This window comes from Burkholderia latens (genome assembly GCF_902499045.1).
Lineage (GTDB): Bacteria > Pseudomonadota > Gammaproteobacteria > Burkholderiales > Burkholderiaceae > Burkholderia > Burkholderia latens.
On the sequence record NZ_CABVPL010000077.1, the window covers coordinates 1 to 20,221 of the forward strand.

16 protein-coding genes are annotated in these 20,221 nt (G+C 64.5%); 7 read left to right on the forward strand and 9 right to left on the reverse strand.

The features are described 5' to 3' along the window. Window positions 1-217 precede the first annotated feature (217 nt). Together BSE24067_RS30985 and BSE24067_RS30990 are read right to left on the reverse strand one after the other, a co-directional pair. Entirely contained in the window at window positions 218-2,515 is a 2,298-nt protein-coding gene (locus BSE24067_RS30985; protein WP_151067570.1) for a xanthine dehydrogenase family protein molybdopterin-binding subunit, read from the reverse strand. Next, window positions 2,512-2,979, reverse strand: coding sequence for a (2Fe-2S)-binding protein (locus tag BSE24067_RS30990; RefSeq protein ID WP_151067572.1), 468 nt, complete (start codon window positions 2,977-2,979; stop codon window positions 2,512-2,514). Before BSE24067_RS30990 ends, BSE24067_RS30985 begins: the two co-directional genes overlap by 4 nt. 323 nt (window positions 2,980-3,302) lie before the next feature. On the opposite strand from BSE24067_RS30990, the gene BSE24067_RS30995 reads away from it, so the two are divergent. Next, complete coding sequence (locus tag BSE24067_RS30995; RefSeq protein WP_151067574.1) at window positions 3,303-3,986, forward strand: type 1 glutamine amidotransferase domain-containing protein; 684 nt, start codon at window positions 3,303-3,305, stop codon at window positions 3,984-3,986. A gap of 37 nt (window positions 3,987-4,023) precedes the next feature. Here BSE24067_RS30995 and BSE24067_RS31000 read toward each other — a convergent pair whose 3' ends face one another. The 3 genes from BSE24067_RS31000 to BSE24067_RS31010 all read right to left on the reverse strand — a co-directional run bounded on the left by BSE24067_RS31000 (window position 4,024) and on the right by BSE24067_RS31010 (window position 6,173). Beyond that, entirely contained in the window at window positions 4,024-4,497 is a 474-nt protein-coding gene (locus tag BSE24067_RS31000; protein ID WP_151067576.1) for a MerR family transcriptional regulator, read from the reverse strand. Beyond that, on the reverse strand, window positions 4,494-5,402 hold the full coding sequence (locus BSE24067_RS31005) for an acetoacetate decarboxylase family protein (protein WP_151067578.1): 909 nt from the start codon (window positions 5,400-5,402) through the stop codon (window positions 4,494-4,496). Before BSE24067_RS31005 ends, BSE24067_RS31000 begins: the two co-directional genes overlap by 4 nt. A 321-nt stretch (window positions 5,403-5,723) precedes the next feature. Further along, window positions 5,724-6,173 (reverse strand): MerR family transcriptional regulator, encoded by a 450-nt coding sequence (locus tag BSE24067_RS31010; RefSeq protein ID WP_151067579.1) that lies wholly within the window; start codon window positions 6,171-6,173, stop codon window positions 5,724-5,726. A gap of 338 nt (window positions 6,174-6,511) precedes the next feature. Between BSE24067_RS31010 and BSE24067_RS31015 the strand changes: the two genes are divergently transcribed. Then, window positions 6,512-7,342: an alpha/beta fold hydrolase gene (locus BSE24067_RS31015; RefSeq protein WP_151067597.1), complete on the forward strand. Its 831-nt coding sequence runs from the start codon at window positions 6,512-6,514 to the stop codon at window positions 7,340-7,342. Window positions 7,343-7,600: 258 nt separating this feature from the next. On the opposite strand, the gene BSE24067_RS31020 is transcribed toward BSE24067_RS31015, so the two are convergent. Further along, window positions 7,601-8,407, reverse strand: a complete 807-nt coding sequence (locus tag BSE24067_RS31020) for a type 1 glutamine amidotransferase domain-containing protein (RefSeq protein ID WP_151067581.1) — start codon at window positions 8,405-8,407, stop codon at window positions 7,601-7,603. Between the two features lie 473 nt (window positions 8,408-8,880). Between BSE24067_RS31020 and BSE24067_RS31025 the strand changes: the two genes are divergently transcribed. The 3 genes from BSE24067_RS31025 to BSE24067_RS31035 all read left to right on the forward strand — a co-directional run bounded on the left by BSE24067_RS31025 (window position 8,881) and on the right by BSE24067_RS31035 (window position 12,151). Then, window positions 8,881-10,416 (forward strand): catalase, encoded by a 1,536-nt coding sequence (locus BSE24067_RS31025; protein WP_151067583.1) that lies wholly within the window; start codon window positions 8,881-8,883, stop codon window positions 10,414-10,416. A gap of 91 nt (window positions 10,417-10,507) precedes the next feature. Then, a complete protein-coding gene (locus BSE24067_RS31030) occupies window positions 10,508-11,149 on the forward strand; it encodes an ankyrin repeat domain-containing protein (RefSeq protein WP_151067585.1) in 642 nt (213 codons plus the stop codon). A gap of 78 nt (window positions 11,150-11,227) precedes the next feature. Then, complete coding sequence (locus BSE24067_RS31035) at window positions 11,228-12,151, forward strand: SDR family oxidoreductase (RefSeq protein ID WP_151067587.1); 924 nt, start codon at window positions 11,228-11,230, stop codon at window positions 12,149-12,151. A gap of 112 nt (window positions 12,152-12,263) precedes the next feature. Here the strand turns inward: BSE24067_RS31035 and BSE24067_RS31040 are convergent, their stop codons facing one another. Continuing rightward, a complete protein-coding gene (locus tag BSE24067_RS31040) occupies window positions 12,264-12,590 on the reverse strand; it encodes a hypothetical protein (RefSeq protein ID WP_151067589.1) in 327 nt (108 codons plus the stop codon). Between the two features lie 18 nt (window positions 12,591-12,608). Further along, window positions 12,609-13,007 (reverse strand): RidA family protein, encoded by a 399-nt coding sequence (locus BSE24067_RS31045; RefSeq protein WP_151067599.1) that lies wholly within the window; start codon window positions 13,005-13,007, stop codon window positions 12,609-12,611. Between the two features lie 110 nt (window positions 13,008-13,117). On the opposite strand from BSE24067_RS31045, the gene BSE24067_RS31050 reads away from it, so the two are divergent. Continuing rightward, window positions 13,118-14,077, forward strand: coding sequence for a LysR substrate-binding domain-containing protein (locus BSE24067_RS31050; RefSeq protein ID WP_151067591.1), 960 nt, complete (start codon window positions 13,118-13,120; stop codon window positions 14,075-14,077). Window positions 14,078-14,228: 151 nt separating this feature from the next. After that, complete coding sequence (locus tag BSE24067_RS31055) at window positions 14,229-14,432, forward strand: hypothetical protein (protein WP_151067593.1); 204 nt, start codon at window positions 14,229-14,231, stop codon at window positions 14,430-14,432. A gap of 215 nt (window positions 14,433-14,647) precedes the next feature. Here the strand turns inward: BSE24067_RS31055 and BSE24067_RS31060 are convergent, their stop codons facing one another. Then, window positions 14,648-20,149, reverse strand: a complete 5,502-nt coding sequence (locus BSE24067_RS31060; RefSeq protein WP_249043829.1) for an LWXIA domain-containing protein — start codon at window positions 20,147-20,149, stop codon at window positions 14,648-14,650. Between the last annotated feature and the right edge of the window lie 72 nt (window positions 20,150-20,221).

Sequence of the window (20,221 nt, forward strand, 5' to 3'; positions counted from 1 at the left end):
AAGGATGGAAAGACCGATGAAACATGCGACATCTGTATTTAGCTGGCGCTACGACGTCTGAATCCGGGTATGACATTTGATTGTGGCAGCCATATCCTGATGTCGCGCTCAAGGGTTTCGGCGCATGCCGCCGCGGATTGCAGGGCGCTTCGGCGGTCTCAAGTTTCTTTGAGATTGCCCCAGCGTGCCTCGGTGCGTTGCCTCCCGAACTTGTTGCCTACACCATCGGCAACTGCCGCACCGGCTTGCCGGTGAGTTGGGCGACGGCGTGTGCCACGGCCGGCGCGACCGGAGGCACGGCAATTTCGCCGACTCCGGTCGGTTCGGCCGTGCTCGGCACGACGTGGATTTCAATCAGTGGCGCCTCCGCCATCTTCAGCACCGGATAGTCGGGGAAGTTGGATTGAATGACCCTTCCGTCCTTGATCTGAATCTGGCCGTACAACGCTGCGCTCAGCCCGAAGATGATCCCGCTCTCCATCTGCTGCGCGACGATACCGGGGTTGACCACCGTTCCGCAGTCCGCCACGCAGACGACGCGATGCACACGTGGCTTGCCATCCTTGAGCGATACCTCCGCCACCTGTGCCACCACTGAGCCGAATGCGCTGTGCAGCGCCAGCCCGCGTGCACGCGGCGCGCCATCGGCGGCGGGCGCGAGCGGCTGGTCCCACCCTGCGGCCTGCGCCGCGATGTCGAGCACCTTCAGCTCGCGCGGATGCGCTTTGAGCAAGTCGCGGCGTATCGCCAGCGGATCGAGCTTGGCGGCGGCAGCCACATCGTTCAGAAAACTTTCGAGGAAGAACCCCGTGTACGAGTGACCGACGCTGCGCCAGAACCCGATCGGCACCGGTAGGTCGACCACCAGATGCGCAATGTGTTCGTGGTCGATTTCATACGGTTGGTCAAACAAGCCTTCGGCCGTATAGCGGTCAATGTCGAGCGACGGCGCACCGAACAGGCGCTCCAACTCGCCGGCCAGGATCGACTGGCCCGCACTGCGCGAGGCGATGGCCGTCAACCTGCCGTTCTCGACGCGAGCCTTCAGCCGTGCGATGGCCTGGGGGCGGTAGAAGTCGTGCTTGATGTCATCTTCGCGCGACCAGATCACCTGCACCGGGCGGCCTTCCGTCCTGGTGGCGATCGTCACCGCCTGGCCGACAAGGTCTGACTCCAACCGTCGCCCGAAGCCCCCTCCGATGAGCGGGATATCGACGTGTACCTGGTCGCGGCTCACGCCTGCCGCGCGGGCTGCGACCAGTTGGGCCAGCGTGGCGACCTGCGTGGGTGCCCAAAGCTGCACTCGATCCTTGGTCACCTGCGCCGTGCAGTTGATGGGTTCCATCGTGGCATGCGCAAGATACGGCGCACTGTATTCGGCCTCGACAATGATCGCACCCTGTGCATTCTCAAAGGCCTTCAGCCCATCACCCGTCGAACGGTAGGTGAAGCCCCCCTTGTCGCTGTCCAGCGCGCCGACGAGCTGTTGACGGATGCCCGCCGAATCGAGGACGGCATGTGGCCCGTTGTCCCACTCGGGTTCGAGCGCCCCAAGGGCTTGGCGTGCCTGCCAGTAATGGTCTGCCACCACGGCGACGCCCGGAGCGCCGCCCGTCGAGCCGTCGAACGGCACGACATACCGCACGCCGGGCATCACAAGGGCCGCTTTCGAGTTGAAGGTATTGAGCTTGCCGCCAAATACCGGACACATGATGACAGCCGCATACAGCATGCCGGGCGGCCTCACGTCGATGGCGAAGTGGGCGCTGCCATCCGTCTTGGCGGCGATGTCGTTGCGCGGCGCAGGCTTGCCCACAAGCTGATATTGCGACGCGGGCTTGAGCGTGACATTGGACGGCGGCGCAATCTCGCGTGCCTTCCGTGCGACGGCGCTGAAAGGCATCTGCTTTCCGCCCGGCCCGATGAGCTGCCCTTCCCGCACAGTCACCCGTGTTGACTCCACGCCCCATTCTCGCGCGGCTGCCTCCACCAGCGTGGCGCGCGCGGTTGCGGCGGCCTCGCGCACGGGTTGCCAGCCGTCGGCCATGCTGCTGCTGCCGCCGGTGATGATGAGGCCGATTTCGCGCGCACTCTTGGCCATGATCCAATGCAGCGCGCGCGCCCAGATCTTGTCCGCGTCGTCCGGATGCAGCGGCAGCGAGCTGTCGCCCATGGCGACGACATTACCGTAGATGCGTTCGATGGGTGATGACTCGATGCTCACCCGCGTCAGCGGAATATCAAGCTCCTCCGCGGCCAGCATCGACAGCCCAGTGTGGATGCCCTGCCCCATCTCGACACGCGGCATCGCCAGGATCGCATTGCCTTCCGAGGTGATCTTGATCCAGCCATTCAGCGCAATCTGACCAGACGTTTCGGGAAACACGGCCGGATTACCAAGCCGGCTGCGTGGAGGCATCACGCCCCAGCCCACCACCAGCGCACCGCCAAGGCCAACCGCCCCCAGCAGAAATCGGCGCCGCCCGGGGCGCGCAATCTTGGTGTCGGCACTCATGCATGGCCGTCCCGCAGCACTTTCGCCGCACGCTTGATGGCGATGCGCACGCGCGGGTAGGTCCCGCAACGGCACAGATTGGTGATGGCCGTGTCGATATCGGCGTCGGTCGGATCGGGCTGTCTCGCCAACAGATCCGCGGCCGCCATCAGCATGCCCGACTGGCAATAGCCGCACTGCGGGACCTGTTCGTCGACCCACGCCTGCTGTAACGCATGGCGTTTCCCCGGGGATTCCGCCAGCCCTTCGATCGTGGTGATACGCTTGCCGGCGACCGCTGCCACGGGCAGGACACAAGATCGTACCACCGTACCATCCAGATGCACGGTACACGCGCCGCAGGCAGCGACGCCGCAGCCGAATTTCGTGCCCGTCAGGTTCAGGTGGTCACGCAGCACCCACAGCAAGGGGGTAGCCGGGTCGCAATCGATGTTGACCGGTTGATGGTTGACGTCAAGATCCATGTATTGCTTCCTTGCCTCGTATCACAATGGCTGAGCCCAATACCCGAACCTTAAGGTCAAACCAAACTTTAATGTCAAGCACCGCGATGCGAATAACCTTCGGTTAGCCGCGTGGTGACCGGCCAGAATACGCAATCCACCAGGAGTCAGTCAGCGCGAAGCAGTGCTCACCGAAGGAACGCAAAAAAGCTTGACCCTGGACTTGACCTGAAGGTTATGGTTTGCCATGGCATGCGCTTCGGGCCCATGGGCAAGCTTGTGGCGTCAGGCTAAGGGCGACATGTCCACGGCTATCGCTTGTGACCGACGAAGGAGGCTTCAAAATGACCAAACGCATACTTCACGTCGTCAGCAATGTCGCCAGCTACGCGGATCAATCCGAGCCGACCGGCCTGTGGTTGTCGGAACTGACCCATGCGTGGCACGTCTTCGCCGGACACGGATACGACCAGCATCTCGTCAGCCCCAAGGGTGGCGAGTCCCCGCTGGAACCCCGCTCGCTGAAATGGCCGCTCGCCGACGCGTCGGTAAAGGCGTGGCTGAACGACAAGGACCGCCAGAAGCTTTTGGCGACTACGGCAAGCCCCGATCAGATCGATCCGGCGGATTTCAATGCGATCTATTTCACGGGCGGGCACGCCGTCATGTGGGACTTTCCCGACGATGCCGGACTTCAACGGCTTACGCGAGACATCTACGAGCGCGGCGGTATCGTGTCGTCTGTATGCCACGGCTACTGCGCCTTGCTGAATACGCGACTCACCAACGGCACACTGCTCGTTGCCGGCCGACGCCTCACCGGCTACTCGTGGGTGGAAGAGGTTCTTGCGGGCGTCGCGAAGAAAGTGCCCTACAACGCCGAGGAAGAGATGGTGCGGCGCGGCGCACTCTACGAAAAAGCGTTGCTGCCATTCACCTCGAAAGTCGTTACTGATGGCCGCTTGGTGACAGGGCAGAATCCGCAGTCAGCCAAAGCAACGGCCAAGCAGGTTGCGGCTTTCCTGTAACGGCAAGCAGGCCCGGCACGCCAGCGGGCATCCTCGCCTAGCCTTTCCCGGACGGTCGGCGGCGTCCGGCCTTGCCGGCGCCCTTCGTTTGGACCGCGCTGTCCAGTTGCCTCGACTGCATCTGCGACAACAGGCGCGTTGCATTGGCGGTGCAATCGATGTCGTCGGGCTTGGCCTCGATCTCGACCATCAACGACATGAGATGCGCCTTGTTCTGTGCCAGCTTGACTTGCATGGCCTCGATATCCCGCACCTTTTGACGGAGCGCTTCGAGCAGCGCTCCGCGCTGCCACTGCGCAAGGTCGGGTGGCAACAGCATGCGGATCTCGTCCAGGCTGAAGCCGGCCTTTTGCGCGGTCGCGACCAGGCCAAGTACCAGCACGGCATCCGGCGAATAGACCCGATAGCCGTTGGGTTGCCGCTCGACCGCCGTCAGCAGGCCGATGCGTTCATAGAAGCGGATGCGCGAGGGCGTGAGGCCGGTGCGCTCCGCCAGATCGCCAATCTTCATGTGTTGGGTGCGAAAGTGTCCAGCCGGGCGGGCATATTCAGGACCCGTTGCGCGTCTTTGACGACGTCCATGCGAAGCACGGTGGACGCCCCGACTCCGTCAAGCAGTTGGCTCAACGGCCCGCCGTGCCGCGACAGTTCGACGTCCCGCGGAAAGAGGCGCTGCGCGAACGAGAGCATGTTGGTCTGCACCAGCGTCTGGTGCCACTCGCCGTCGATCCGGTTGATCATGGTCGCCGTTGCCATATGTGACTGGGACGGGACATTGCGCAACGCCGGAAGCGGTGCACGCAGGGTTAGGTCCGGCATGCCGCCGGGACCGGCGATGCGGGCCTTGACGTCGGCGCCGATGTTCACGCCGATTTCCGTCCGCCATTTCGGCAACTGATATCCATACAGGCCGCGGACCCGCGCGATTTCCGTGGTCACCGGCAACGCAAGAACGTGCGCGTGGAAGCTGCGGCGTCGCATGGAACCGAGCAGTTCCAGCGCATGAGACCCCCGCGCCCCAGGCCGGCGGATCACCACCGCGACGGAAACTTCGTCGTAGGGGTCGTTATCGCAAACGGAATACGAGAAGAAGGTCAACGCCACCAGGCCCTGGCCCGGATAGGCGCGCAGTGGCTCGAGAGGTGTCGGCAACATTGCCCGCAATCGATCGGCAGGCGCCAGGAACAACAGCTGAACGTTACTGGAGCGGTAGTAGAAGTTCGGCGCCCACGTCGGACCGACCGCGGACGTGACGAGCCGCTTCGGAATCCTGCGAAAAAAGTCGATGTTTCCTGCGGCAGGATCTCGCGCCACTTCGTCGAGATCCGGGTTCATCCGGTAACGGTCATAGTAACCGCCGGCAGGCACCTCGACCTTGTGCTCGCCAAACTCGACCTGTGTGAACCGCCTATCCATATTCGTTGACCTTTGTCGATGATTGAACCGGCAGGCGGGCCTCGGGAGGCATGCCGATTAACAGCCGGCAACAATCACTCTAGGATTGAATATGACTTTAAGGTCAAGCACTTCGCAACGAATCGGAAGGAATCGATACGATCAGTCTATGCCGCAGCCGCTGACTTATGCGAGTCCCGAACCGAATCGGACGACGGGGACTTCCCGGTGCGGCGTTTGACCAAATCGCTGACGGACTGGAACCGATATCCCCGTCGACGCTCTGGAACGCAAGCACCCTCCCCGCACAGCGCGCTTTCCCGGCAGGTGAAGGTGCGAGGATCAGCCGGTGGTGGAACCGTCGAGTTTGCGCAGATCCGGCGTAATCCCTGCTTCGCGGAGACGGTCCAGCACGCGCTTCTTATTGTCGACACATTCAATTCCGTCCGGCCTGTCTTCGATACTCTCGATCGCGGTCACCAGTTGGGCTCGGGTATGGTCGAGACGCTTGCGAATGCTATCGATCTCATTCACCTTCTGCTTGAGGGCGTCCAGCAGTGCGCCATGATCCCATGCGCCCGGGCCCACCGGTAGCAGCTGCCGAATCTGCTCGAGCGTAAATCCCGCCTGCTGCGCGATCGAGATCAATGCCAGGAGAATTTCCGCCTCCGGGGGATACTCCCGATAGCCATTCGCTTGGCGCTCCACCACCCTGATCAATCCCTCTGCCTCATAGAAACGAATACGTGAGGCCGTCAGACCGCTGCGCTTCGCCAACTCTCCGATTTTCACGCGACACCCCAAAAAACTATTGACATTAACGTTGACTTTAATCCTAAAGTTGACCGGTGACTACATGGCGAAGCATGACCGACTCGGAGGCAAACGACCGCATCGCGGCCTGCCGAACATTTCAACCTGTCTCGACAAACGGTGAGCATTGTCTCACCCAGGCCGCGAATGGCGACGCCGGCCTGCGCGTCGCCGGCAGAGTGGCTGGATCCCGGCGCCACAGTCACGTTGCCGTTTCGTCAGTCACCGTCAAAAAAGGAGCAGTCCGCTACCGAGCAGCAACGATCGCCGTACACGTCACCGGTTGTCAACTTGAATATCGCAAAGGAGTGCTGATCATGGGATACGTCACAACGAAGGATGGCGTTCAGATCTTCTACAAGGACTGGGGGCCGCGCGACGCGCCGGTCATCTTCTTCCATCACGGTTGGCCGCTCAGTGCGGACGACTGGGACGCCCAGATGCTCTTTTTCCTGTCGCACGGGTACCGGGTCATCGCGCATGACCGGCGCGGTCACGGACGCTCCAGCCAGGTGTGGGACGGTCATGACATGGATCACTACGCGGACGACGTCGCCGCGGTCGTGAACCATCTCGGCGTGCAAGGTGCGGTTCATGTCGGCCACTCCACCGGCGGCGGCGAAGTCATTCACTACGTCGCCCGTCATGGCGAAGATCGAGTCTCGAAGGCCGTGCTGATCAGCGCCGTGCCGCCGCTGATGGTCAAGACAGACAAAAACCCGGGCGGCCTGCCGAAGGACGTGTTCGATAACCTGCAGGCGCAGCTGGCCGCGAACCGTGCTCAGTTTTATTACGACGTTCCGGCCGGCCCGTTCTACGGCTACAACCGTGCCGGCGCGAAACCGTCGCAAGGCGTGATCTGGAACTGGTGGCGCCAAGGCATGATGGGCAGCGCCAAGGCGCATTACGACGGCATCGTCGCGTTCTCGCAGACCGACTTTACCGAGGACCTGAAGAGCACGACGATTCCCGTGCTCGTGATGCATGGTGATGACGATCAGATCGTCCCCTATGCCGATTCCGGCTTGCTGTCGGCGAAGCTCGCTCGGAACAGCACGCTGAAGACCTACAAGGGTTTCCCGCACGGCATGCCCACGTCCAACGCCGACACGATCAACGCCGATCTGCTCGCGTTCCTGCGAGGGTAATCGCGACGGGTGCCGGAAAAGAGACGCTCCCGGCACCCGCCTGCCTCTTTCCGGGGCGCGCACTGCTTCCCCGACAGACACTCACACATTATTCAAGTGTCCGTCTGCGTGGCTCGCAGCACGCGGGAGGGTCGCCCCGGCGCGTCGTCACCCGATACCCGAACCGCGTACGATCACGCTCCCGGTACCCCCGTTGCGCAAACTCGATGACCACGCGCCCCGTTTCCTGTTACTTGCTCTGCCGGCAGCGGTAGCCAATCAGTTCATTTCCCTGAGCCGCCTGACTACCGCTTCGGCAATTTCCTTGCTCGATTGCGGGTTTTGCCCGGTGATGATCCGGTCGTCACTGACGACATAGGATGTAAACGGAAGCAACGCCTTCTTGTAGCGAGCACCACGGCTCACGAGCGAATCCTGCAAGAAGAGCGGAACCTGTGACTGCATGCCGGACAGCGTCTCCTCCATGTCGGAAAAGCCCGTCACCGGCACGCCCGTGAGGAGAGGCTTGCCTTCGGCGTCCTGGAGCGGCAACAACGCGGATACGCCATGGCAAACGGCCGAGACAACGCCCCCCTGACGATAAATCTGCTCGCTGACGGCCTTCAGCGCCGCGTTGTCGGGAAAGTCCCACAACGTACCGTGTCCGCCAGTGAAATAGATCGCCTTGTAGCCGGCGGGATCGACGGCCGCGGCCGGCAAAGTCGTCTTCAATCGCACCATGAAAGCAGGATCGGCCAAATGCGCGCGGGCCGAATCGTCCAGGTAAAAAGACTTCAGGCTGCGCTCGTCAATCGGGACTTCACCACCCGCCGGACTCGCAAAATCCATTTGCAGCCCGGCTGCCTCAGCGACGTCATAGAAATGCGTCAACTCGGTGAACCAGAGGCCGGTCGTATCCGATCGAGACGGATACTTCGAGTGATTGGTCATCACGACCAGAATCTTGCCGTTTAGCCGTGGCACGCCCTCGTTCCGCGCAACGTCGGCTGCATAGGCGTATCCGCCCGTGAGCGCCGAAACCACCATGGCCAGGAGCCAATGCCTCAGAAACCAACGCTTGAACATTCTCGATTCCTCATATGAGCCGGTGCGACTACGGGTCATGACTCGATCGCACCGCAGCGAAGCAACGACGTGAAAGGATGCAGACGAAATCCTAGGATTGAAGTTAAGTTGAATGTCAAGTGATCGCGGCGCGCCATCGCACACCGCCACGCGTCCGGATGCCATGGCGCTCAGCCGCGTCGGTTTCGAGAATCAGCATCACCACCGATCGATACGACGTCGTCGAGCCGCCGATCCGGTCCCATGCCCGCACCGCGCTGCTTCAAACCAACCGAAATGACCCGCATCGCGTTAGCTGATGCCCGCAGGCGCCACACCGACAGCATTTTTATTAATTTAGTCAACCTAAATAGTTATAAGAATCAACGACCGACTATCGCCCAGTTAGCGATATTCAATTGGCCTGTCGCACCTCGACGAGATTACATTTCGCCCGGTCTTTCCCCGCATTTCATCCAAGGAATCTCATCGTTATGTCAAACACCGCGAATCGATTCTTCCAGAGTGTGATTGCCGCGGCCTGCGTCGCATTGGCCTCTTCGTCACACGCTGCCGAACTGACGCGCGACAACGGCTCGCCCGTCGGCGACAACCAGAATTCGCAGACAGCCGGACCGAACGGCCCGGTGCTCCTGCAAGACTCACATCTCATCGAAAAACTCCAGCGCTTCGATCGCGAGCGCATCCCCGAGCGTGTCGTGCATGCCCGCGGCACCGGTGCATTCGGCGAATTCGTGCCGAGCGCCGACATCAGCGACCTGACGACCGCCAAGGTTTTCACGCCCGGCACGAAGACGCCCGTATTCGTTCGCTTCTCGACGGTGATGGGTTATCGCGGCTCGCCCGAGCAGGCACGCGATCCGCGCGGTTTCGCCGTGAAGTTCTATACGGAACAAGGCAATTGGGATCTGGTCGGGATCAACCTGCCGATCTTTTTCATCCGCGATGCGATCAAGTTCCCGGACTTCGTCCATGCGAACAAGCCGAGCGCGGTCACGGGCGTGCAGGATGCAAACCTCGCGTTCGATTTCTTCGCGCACGCGCCCGAAGCAACCAGCATGCTGACACGGCTGTATTCGACCGAGGGCATGCCCGATTCGTACCGGAACATGGACGGCTACGGCGTACATGCATTCAAGTTCGTCAACGCCGACGGCAAATACACGTACGTGAAGTTCCACTGGAAGAGCACGCAAGGGATGCACGGGCTGCGCCCGAAGGACATCCCGGGGTCGATCGGCGCCGACTGGAACCTGATGACGAACGATCTGTACGGTGCGCTGAAGGCGGGCAATGCGCCGAAGTGGGACCTCTACATCCAGGTGCTGAAGCCGTCCGAGCTCGACGCGTTCGACTTCAACCCGCTCGACGACACCAAGGTATGGACCGGTGTGCCGGAGCGCAAGATCGGCACGCTGACGCTGAACCGTGTGCCGGACAACTACTTCGAGTCCACCGAGGAATCCGCCTTTGCCCCGTCGCGGATGGTGCCGGGCATCGAGCCTTCGGAAGACCGGATGCTGCAGGGCCGGATGTTCTCGTACGCCGATACGCAGATGTATCGCCTCGGCGCGAACTTCAATCAGTTGCCGATCAACCGTCCGCGCGCGCCCGTCACGAACAACAACCAGGACGGCGCGATGAACTTCGGCGACCGCAAGGGCGAAGTGAACTACGAGCCGTCAACGCAGAACGAACTCGCGCAGAACCCGCGTTACAAGTCGGTCGAGACGCCGCTTGCCGGCGCGACGCAACAAGCCGCGATCCGCAAGACGCTGAACTTCCGGCAGGCGGGTGAGTACTACCGGATGTTGCCCGCGCAGGAACGTCAGGATCTGGTAGCCGCATTGTCGGCCGACCTGAATCACGTGACGAACGAAGCGAACAAGTACTCGATGCTGTCGTACTTCTACAAAGCCGATGCGGATTACGGCACGCGCCTCGCGCGTGCCACGCACGCCGACCTGACCCGCGTGAAATCGCTCGCCGACAAGCTCGTCGAGAACTGATCGGCAATCTCGCGAAGGCTGCACGCGCGGCCTTCGCGTCCCCACCAATCAATCGATTGCGCCGTGCGGCCACGCGCGGCGCGCATTGCTGATGAAGAATCGACTGCTGACCGCCCTCTCCCGCACGCTCGCGGTCGCGGGAGCCGTCGTGCTCGCGGCCTGCGCACAAACCGCACCGCCCGCGACCGTACCTCACCTCGACGCGCATGCCGATCCGCGCCGCTACGACGACGCATGGTTTGCCGCCGCACGTCTCGGCCGCATCGACATCCTGCAGTCGCTCGTCGACGCGCACTATCCGGTCGACGCGACGACGCGCGAAGGCTATACGGCGGTCATCCTCGCGGCCTATCGCGACCAGCCTGCAACGCTCGACTATCTGCTGCGCATCGGTGCAGACCCGTGTGTCGGCGATCGTCACGGCAACACTGCGCTGATGGGCGCGCTGTTCAAGGGCGAGACCGCGATCGCGAAGCGGCTGGTCGATGCCAACTGCCCGATCGACCAGACCAATCACGCCGGCGAAACAGCGCTGTCGTTCGCCGCGCTGTTCGGCCGCCTCGACATGCTGCCGGTGCTCGTCGCACATGGCGCGAACCCGAATCACGTCGATGCGCTCGGTCGCACCGCGCTGCAGAACGCGATCCTGCAAGGCAACGACGCCGCGGTTGCCGCCCTCGAAAAGGTTGGCGCCACACCGAATGCCGACGTAACGTTGCGATCGCGGCCGTAACCGCTTGACCTTGAACCTGCCTTCAAGCTTAGCCTAGTGTCCATCGTCATTCGACACAAGGTCACGAAGGTATCCGACATGCAAACGATATTGGGGGCGAACGGTCAGATCGCCACCGAACTGGCGCGGGAACTGCGTCGCCTCAACACGGGCGACATTCGCCTCGTGAGCCGCAATCCACGCAAGGTCAACGACACCGACAACCTGGTGTCGGCCAATCTGCTTGATGCCCGTCAGAGCGCCCAGGCGGTGAAAGGCAGTGACATCGTCTACTTCACGGCGGGCCTGCCCCCGGACACGGAGCTGTGGGAAACGCAGTTTCCGGTGATGTTGAAGAACGCGCTGGATGCGTGTCGCGCGGAAGGTGCCCGGTTCGCCTATTTCGACAACACCTACATGTACCCGCAGGACAGCCGGCTGCAGACGGAGTCGACACCGTTCGCGCCGGTCGGCCGCAAGGGAAAGGTGCGCGCAGCGATGGCGTCGATGGTGCTCGAAGAAATGGCGCGTGGCGACATTCCGGTGCTGATCGGCCGGGCGCCCGAGTTCTATGGCCCGGGCAAGACGCAGAGCTTCACGAATGCGCTGGTCATCGACAAGCTGAAGGAAGGCAAGAAGCCGAAGGTGCCGTTGCGTGACGATACGCGGCGCACTCTTATCTGGACGCCCGATGCGAGCCGTGCGCTAGCGACGCTCGGCAACACGCCGGACGCGTTCGGGCAGACCTGGCATCTGCCGTGCTGCGACGACCGGCCGACCTACCGGCAGTTCGTCGAAATGGCGAGCGCTGCGTTCGGACGACCGCCCACCTACTCCGTTATTGGGAAATGGGCATTTGTCGCTATCGGAATTTTCTCCAGTCAGGTGCGCGAGATCAGGGAGCTTCTGCCTCGCTACGAGCAGGACAACCTCTTCGATTCCACGAAGTTCAAGCGCCGATTTCCCGAGTTTGACGTGACAACTTACCGAGAGGGTCTTGAACTGATTCGGCGGGAGTTGTAGACGTTTGCGTCACCCGGACACCGTCATCCCCTCGTTGCGCGATCCAGCGGGCTTGACCTGCTCCCCAAGGCTTAGTCGTGGGACAGCGCACGCCCCGCTTCAATGTAGGAAGTCAGCAGCGCAACAAATGACCTGGATTTGAACACGCAACGGGAAACAGCCTAAAAAGTGGATATTCTGTGGTCCGCCTTCCGGTTGAAATACAACAAAACCAGGAAAAACAACCCGGCGCAACACCCGACCATAGGTACCAAGATTCATCAGGAACGATGCAGTTACCAAGTTCAGATGTCGTGTTCTGGCTATTTACAGATGTCGTGTTTTTGACTGCTGGCATGCCGGACGGATCGTTGAGCCAGCGCGGCAGCCCGCCACACAGCGAGCCGGACTGGCGGACACTGACGAAATGCAGCAGCCTGACGAGCTGAACTGGATTCATCCAGCCGGTCTCAGGCTTCTACGACGCAGCATCCGGCACGATGGCAATGGCCTCCACCTCGATCATCGCGTCCGGCGAAAAGAGCGCCGAGACTTCGACGAGACTTTCCGCCGGATACGGCGCCGAAAACCATTCGCGCCGCACTTCAACCATTCTGTCTAGATACGACATAGACGTCAGGAAAACCGTCGTCTTGACGACCTGATTCATTCCCGAACCGGCCGCCTTCAACACGCGTTCCAGATTGGTGAAAGCGCGCCGGGCCTGGCGATCGAAATCTCCGGGGCCGTCGATTTCGCCATCCTCGCCAATCGCAGGTTGCCCCGAAACGAAGACGAAACCTCCAACCCGAATTGCCTGTGATAATAGAAACGGCGCATAAGGATCCGGATTCGTGTGCACTTGTTCGATTTTCATGGAAAACCCCTCCATCGAGTGTTGGCTGATCGTCATGAACGAAGTATCGACGGGGCTTCCCGGCGCAACAAATGGTCAATTCTCACCTTACAGATGAGCTTTTCTAATCCATGCGCAAACTCCCTTCGTTGAGCGCGCTACGCGCGTTCGAAGCCGCAGCGCGCCGCACCGGCTTCAAGGCGGCCGCAGACGAACTGAACGTCACGCCGACGGCCGTCAGCCATCAGATACGTCAGCTCGAAGACTGGCTGGGCGTCAAACTGTTCGAGCGCCAGACGCGCGGAGTGCGGCTGACCGCGAACGGCAAGGCGCTATTTCCGGCGCTGCGCGACGGCTTCGACAGCTTCGAGCGTGCGATCGAGACGGCTCGCAACATCGACGAAACGCGGGTCGCCACGCTGACGTCCACGGTCGCCTTCACCGCGAAATGCCTCGCGGCTCGCGCCGGCGGATTTCGTGCAGCGTATCCCGAGTGGACGCTCCGGCTCGATGCGACCAATGCGATCGTCGACCTTGACCAGTCCGCGCATGCGTCGATCCGCTACGGCGCCGGCTATTATCCCGGCCTCGTTTCGGAACCGCTTTTCCCGGATCGCTTTACGCCGGTGTGCCGTCCGCATTTGTCTATCGCAAACGAGAAGGATCTGCAGCACGCGACGCTGATTCATTTCGATTGGGGCCCGCCCGTTCGCGACGATCCGCGGGCAATAACATGGGCTCGCTGGCTCGATGCCGCAAAAATACGAGGCACCGATCCGAACGGCGGCTTGCGATTCAACGACGAGGTCCATGCGATGCAAGCCACCCTCGCCGGACAGGGAATCGGCTTGATAAGCCGGACGCTGGTCGCCGAGGAACTCGCCAACGGCACGCTGGTACAGCCGTTCGAGCTCACGCTGGAGAGCTTCCAGTACGATCTCGTCTATAGCCCGCGTTCAGCTACCCGGCAGGCGACGGAGATATTGAGAAACTGGGTGCTTCGGGAATTTGCCGGCGATCGATCAGCAACGACCATCGAAACACAAGCCCGCACCGTTCCCCATCCGACGCCGGCCTCCGGCACCGCGTAACGGCGGAAGCAGGACCGGACGCAGCAAAAACAACATCGGATGCGTGCCGGCCTACCCCAACCCCGCACTACTTCGACAGCATCGACAGAAACGCGCTCGCTGCACCGCTGGCAATCGCCGACGGACTGTTCGCGGCGCCAACCGTCTCGCCATGTTCGATGCCGGCGGCCTTGCCGTCGTGGCTGCCGCCGAATGTCCGGCCATCGACGCGCCGTTCGCCGTGCCCGATGAATCGGTCAGGCCGCCCAATCGCGATGCGAATCGGTATTACTGCGTGATGGTCCCTGCCGGCCCGAGGTTTCTCGACGAGTTGCCGACATACACCGTCGTCGCACCGCTTGCCGGCGACCACTGATAGAGCGCCACCTGTGGTTTCCTGGTCGGTATTAACGCTTACCGGATCGATGCTCGCGTGCAATCGAACGGCCGTCGCCTGTCCGTACGCGGCCGCCCCGCCAGTCACGCGTCGGTCGGTCGCTCGCTCGCGCTGGCTGCACCGCTTGCCGCGGCACGATGGACTGGCGGCGGGCCGTGCCGGCCGAACGCCGAATCGACGGCCCTCTCGCCCTTTCACCCGACGATGACCTGCTGCCCCGGATCGATCTCGCCGGGGTGGCTCGCCAGATTCCGGTTCAGTTGCAGGATCTCGTTGAACGCGACGTTGAGCCGCTGACCGTCCGACATCCGCCGCCGTTCGTCGGCCGGCACGTGCGCCGCGTCGAGCAGCGATCCTTCGTGATCTTCGGCGATCTTCCACAGCGAATCGCCGGCCACCACGTCGACCGTCAGCGGCGCGGGCTTGGTCGTCGGACTCGGCGAGCCCGTCGAAGGCGGCGATGGCGTAGCCGGCGGCTTCGGCGCGGCAGTCGGTGACGCGGACGCGCCCGGCTGCGTCGGCGTCGCCGTGGGTGTCGGCGCGAGCGACGCGCCCGGCGTCGGCGTTGCGCTGGCGGAACCCGACGAAGCAGGCGTAGGCTTAGGCCCGACGCCCGGCTGCTTGTCCTGGTCGTCCGACCCGTTGAGCGCCGTGATCAGCCCATACCCCTGCGTGACCGCGAAGATCCCCACCGGCAGCAGCGCGATGCCGGTCGGCAGGCGCGCCATCCACGGCGTCGCGTTCGGGAACTGCGAATGCAGGCGCCCGGCGCCGAGCAGCGCACCGGACATCGCACCGAGCACGCCGGTCATCCCGTCGCCGAACGTATGCGCAGCCATCGCGCCGTGGATACCGGTCGCCAGGCTCACGGCCGACGTCACGTAGTCGCCGGTCGCGCTCGCGATCCGCGCGATCTGGCTGCGATTCTCCGCATTCACGCCACGCGCGCCGCCCTTGTACACGATGCCGGTGGAAACGGCGCTGATGATCCCGCCCACCGCCTGCCCGCCGGCCAGCCAGTTGCCTTGCAGGAACTTGAAGCCGTTGATCGTGATCGTGCCGCCGTAACCGCCCAGCGCGAGCAGCCGCCCGACGCGGCCGACCGAATGCCGCGGGCTGCCGCGGTGCAGCAGCTTCAGCGACGTCCCGCCGACCACGCCCTGCATCTGTCCGAGCATGTCGTCCGCGATCGCCTTCAGGTGCGTGACGGTTTCGTCGAACGTCAGCACGCCGTCGTCGTTCAGCGCGCGCAGTTGCGCGGCCGCGGCCTTGCCTTCGTGGGCGATCTGCTCGAGCTGCGTGCCGCGCCCGTCGACGTCGAACCCGTTCGCCTTGAGTTGCTTTTGCAGCCCGCGCACGAGCCGGTCGACGACGTGATCGAACACGCGCGGATCGCCGTTCTTCAGGCTCGCGACCGCGCCGTGATGCAGCGCCTGGAACACGCGGCCGACCCGCAGGCCCGCGTACAGCGAATTCGTCGCGGTGCCGACGAACGCCTTGCCCGTCGCGACGAGGAAGCCCGCGCCGGTCGCGCCGGCCGCCGTGGCCGCGGTCATTTCGCCGGCAATCCGCCGCCCCGACGGCGGCGGCCGGTGCGGGCCGATCGGCTCGTCGTGCACGCGCAGCGCATGCAGCTCAGCCTGCGCACGCGTTGCATCGGGAATCTCGACGTTGGCGAGCTGCGCGGTCTCGCGGCGGCTCGTGCCGATCGGCTTGGTGTCGTCGTTGATCAGCGCGGGATCGCGCACGACCGCACTCCAGTGCTCGAGCGGATCCGTGGCCGGCGGCTGCGCGCGCGTGGTCACGCGATCGGGCACGCCGTCGCCGTATTGCTCGAGCCAGCGCGCGGCGAACGTGCGCGCGCCCTTCTGCGTGTTGCCGCGCGGCTTGTGGCCGTCGCCCTTCCAGTATTCGGTCGCATGCTCGATGGTCGCCTTGCGCGCCTGGTTCAGCCATACGGTCGTGTTGCGTTCGTAGAGCTTGTGGCGCAGCTCGGCGATCTCGGCGGGCGTCATCCCGTGCGCGGCGCCGATCCGTTCGACTTCCGCGAACAGCAGCTGATGCTGATTCGCGAGCGTCTGCCGGTCGACCCGCTCGAACACGCGCGTGAGCGCATCGGCGCCGTGCAGGCGATCGATGATCGCGGGATTGTTGCGGTTCTCGACGATCAGCTTCGCGAGCGCGCCGGTCAGATCCTGGTTGCCGATGAAGTCGGCGCCGTGCGTGCCGAACGACAGCCCCACGTGCACCCATTCGAGCCCTTCGCGTTCGAGCACCGCGCGCAGCAGCTTCTCGTGCCCCGCGCCCGGCACCGACTCCGGCACCGCATCCCAGCCGTGGAACGTGATCATCACGTTCGGCGCGGTCTTGCCGGGGTTGGCGTTCGACCACTTCTCGAGCGCCGTCATGACCCTCACGTAGTCGTGGTACGCGTGGTTGGTGCCCGACTGATACCGGAAGTCGGTGCCGGACACGAGCGCGCGCGCCGGCGCGGTTTCGAGCCGGATCGCGAAGCCGGTGCGCGCCGCCTCGTCGAGCCACGCATGCAGGTGCGCGAGATGATCGAGCGCGAGCGCCTTGCCGTCCGTGCCGGGCGCCGGTTCGATGATCCCGTTCTCGCCGTCGAACACCGCGTTCTTCTGGTCGCCGAGCGCCTTCACCGCGCGCAGGAAATCCGGATCGTGCGCCTTGCCGAGCACGGCCGCGAGCAGATTCGGATCGACCACGAGCGTGACGACGGGCGTCACGCCGCCGTATTGCTCGACCATCTTGCGCATCAGCGCAGGATCGTCGCTCAGCGACAGCGAACGCGCCATCGGCACCATGCGATCCTGCAACGCCGGGTCCGAGCGCGTGAAGATCTGCTGGATCCGGTGATCGGCGACGGTCGCCGCGCCGAACTTGCGCGTGTGCGCGCGCAGCTTGCCGGGCACCGGCAGAAAGCGCGACGCCGACGTCGGCACGTCGCGCGCGACATACAGATTGTTGAGCAGCGTGCGCCACATGCCCGGGTCGACCATCACGGCCTGCGGCTCGCCCTTCAGCACGAGCTTGACCTTGCCGGCGCGCTGCGCCTGCTTGTTGTACGCCTCGATCTGATCGTGCGTCGGGAAATACTGCTCGGTCTTCGCCGCGCCGTTGCGCAGGCTGAACGCGACGACGGTCGACGACGACAGCCCAGGCTGGTACGGCTCGATCGACAGCGCCTCGGGCGCGGTACTGGCGTGACGCAAGCGATGCAGGTCGTCGAGCACCTCGTTGTAGCGGTTCCGCGTGCGCGCCGCGAGCGCGCGGAACGGCGCCGAATACTGACCGCGCGCTTCGGCATCGGACAGTTGCTCGCGCAACGCCTTCTCGCGCGCCTGCAGCGCGGCGATCCGGGTCGGCCGCGCGCTGCGCAGGAACTCGCGCGGCCGCAGTTGCGTAAGCAGGAAATGCACGTCCGTGCCGAAGCGGTCGTCGCCGAGCGGCATTTCGTCGAGCGGCACGCCCTGATGGCGCAGGTTGTTCACGTGCCGGATGTCGTCGAACCAGTGCATTTCACCGTTGCGCGCCGCGATCACGCCGGTCGGATTGCCGAGCGACTCGGCCACCGCGCCGTCCGTCTTGAACACGTAGATCACGTGGCGATTGCCGTCGACGGCACCGTTGCGGATCGCGGTCAGCAGGTGCGGCACGCTGTTGCCGCTGAAGTCGACCGCGTTGAGCACGGACTTGTCCGACGGCAGCAGGTGCGGATCGACCGGCACGCGCGGCGCCGTCTCACTCGCTTCACCGTCGTCCGCACGGGTCAGCGGCCGGCGCAGCGGCACCGTCGACTGGAACAGATCGCCGAGCGAACGGCGCGGCGGCTTCTCCACAGCGGCCGTGTCTTTCGTCGGCTGGAAGCCGCCGATCCGATCGACGGTCTCGGGCTTCACGTCGCTGACGACGAACCGGATGCCGCGGCGCGGCGAGTGCAGTACCGGAATGCCGCCGCGGCGCCGCCGCCGGAACACCGTGTGCAGATCCTGCTCCGGAATCTCGGTATCGCCGAGCGGCGCCTTCTCGACATACTTCCATTCGTGGTTCGTGTTGCGCTCCGCGTAGCCGAGCACCTTGCCCGTCTCCTCCTCGACCACGTGAATCCAGCGCCGCTCGCCCTCGACCGCGCGCACGGCTCGACGCGGCCGCTTGAACGCCGGCGCGTCATGCAGTTTCGCGACGTCGGCGGCGAGCGCCGTGTCGACCGGATGGCCCGACGCCGCCACGGGCCACGACGACTTGCCGTCCTTCGTCTCGATCTTCGATGCGCCGCCGAACTGCATCAGCTCGTCGTGCGCGACCGGCGACACGTAGAAATCGAACTGCCGGCGTGCCGTGCGCCCGCTGGCGCCGGTCTTCACCAGCGCCTTGCGCAGCGCCTTCGGCACGCCCGAGCCGTCCAGCATCCGCACCGGGCCGAGCACGCCATGCTCGTCCGTCTCGAGCACCGCGACGAACGCCGGCGCCGCGTGTTCTGCGCCGGCGGCTGGCGCATCGGTATGCGCGGTGATCAGCACGTGCGCGTTGGGGCCGAGCGTGTGCCCCAGGCCGTCGAGCGTCGGCGCATGCCGGCCGTCGACGCGCGTGAGCGTGCGCCGGCCGAGGCTGTCGAGCCACGTCGCGGCAACCGCCTGCGGGTCGGTCGCTTCGGCCGGCGTCGCGCGTTGCGGCACCGCCGGCGGACTCGCGTGTGCGGAGACATTCGCAGGTGTCGCCGCGCCGGACGGTTCGCCGGCCGTACTCGCGAGGCGGCCGGCCGCCGGCCCCGCCGGGCCGATCGTCGGCCACGTCGGGCGGCCGTCGTTCGCCCCGATCGCGCGCGCGCCGCCGGCATGCACGGCCGTATAGCCTTCCGGCAAGCCCGACCGATCGATGCCGGCGAGCCGGTACGACACGTGGCCGGTCGCCGGGTCGCGGGTGCGCACGACGTACATGTCGACGCCAGCCGGCTTGTACAGGTCGCCGCCGTCGGGCGTCGCGATGCGCAGCGCGCGGGCCGGATCGTGACCGAGCGCGGACAGCAGCGCGACGTCGGTCGGCTCCGCGGCGCCGACGGCCGCGAGGTTCGCGGTCGCACTGGCCGCGACACGCGCCTGCGGCGTCAAATCAGGTCGGGCGAACGCGGTGGCGTCCGGTAACGCGTCTGTCGGCACGTACGCGTGATCGCGCGGCCCGGTATGCGCGCTGTCGAGCGCGTGCCCGAGTTCGTCATGCGCGACCGTGCGCGCGCCTTCCGGCAGCGCGTGCCGCGCGTCGCCCGCCGTGCGGCCCGGTGTGTGCGTGGCGGCGGCCGCCGGCGCGTCGGGCACCGTGCCGCTGAACCGGAACCAGCCCGCCTCGGGATCGATCGCGCCCAAATCGGTGCCGCTGCCGAGCGCCACGCTGCCGTCGTGCGTCACGAACTCGACGCGCAGGTTGGTCAGCCCGGCCGCATGGAACGCCTGCATCACGTCGTCGATCACGCGGGTCGGTTCGGGGTCGTCGAGGAAATCGCTCGGCCAACGCTGGCTCACCGTGCCGCCCGGTTGCGTGACGCGCGCCGCGTCGCCGATCACGCCCGGCCGGTCGGCGAGCGCCGCGCGGAACGGATGGTCGAGCGTGACCGATTCGAACGTGTGATCCGGAATCGCGGTGAAATCGTAGTCGGGATCGGCGAACGTCGGATCGGCCACGCGCGGCGCCGTGGGCCGCGGCGTCGGCTCGCCGAGCGGGCGTGATCCGCGGCCGGCGGTGCGGGCGGTGCC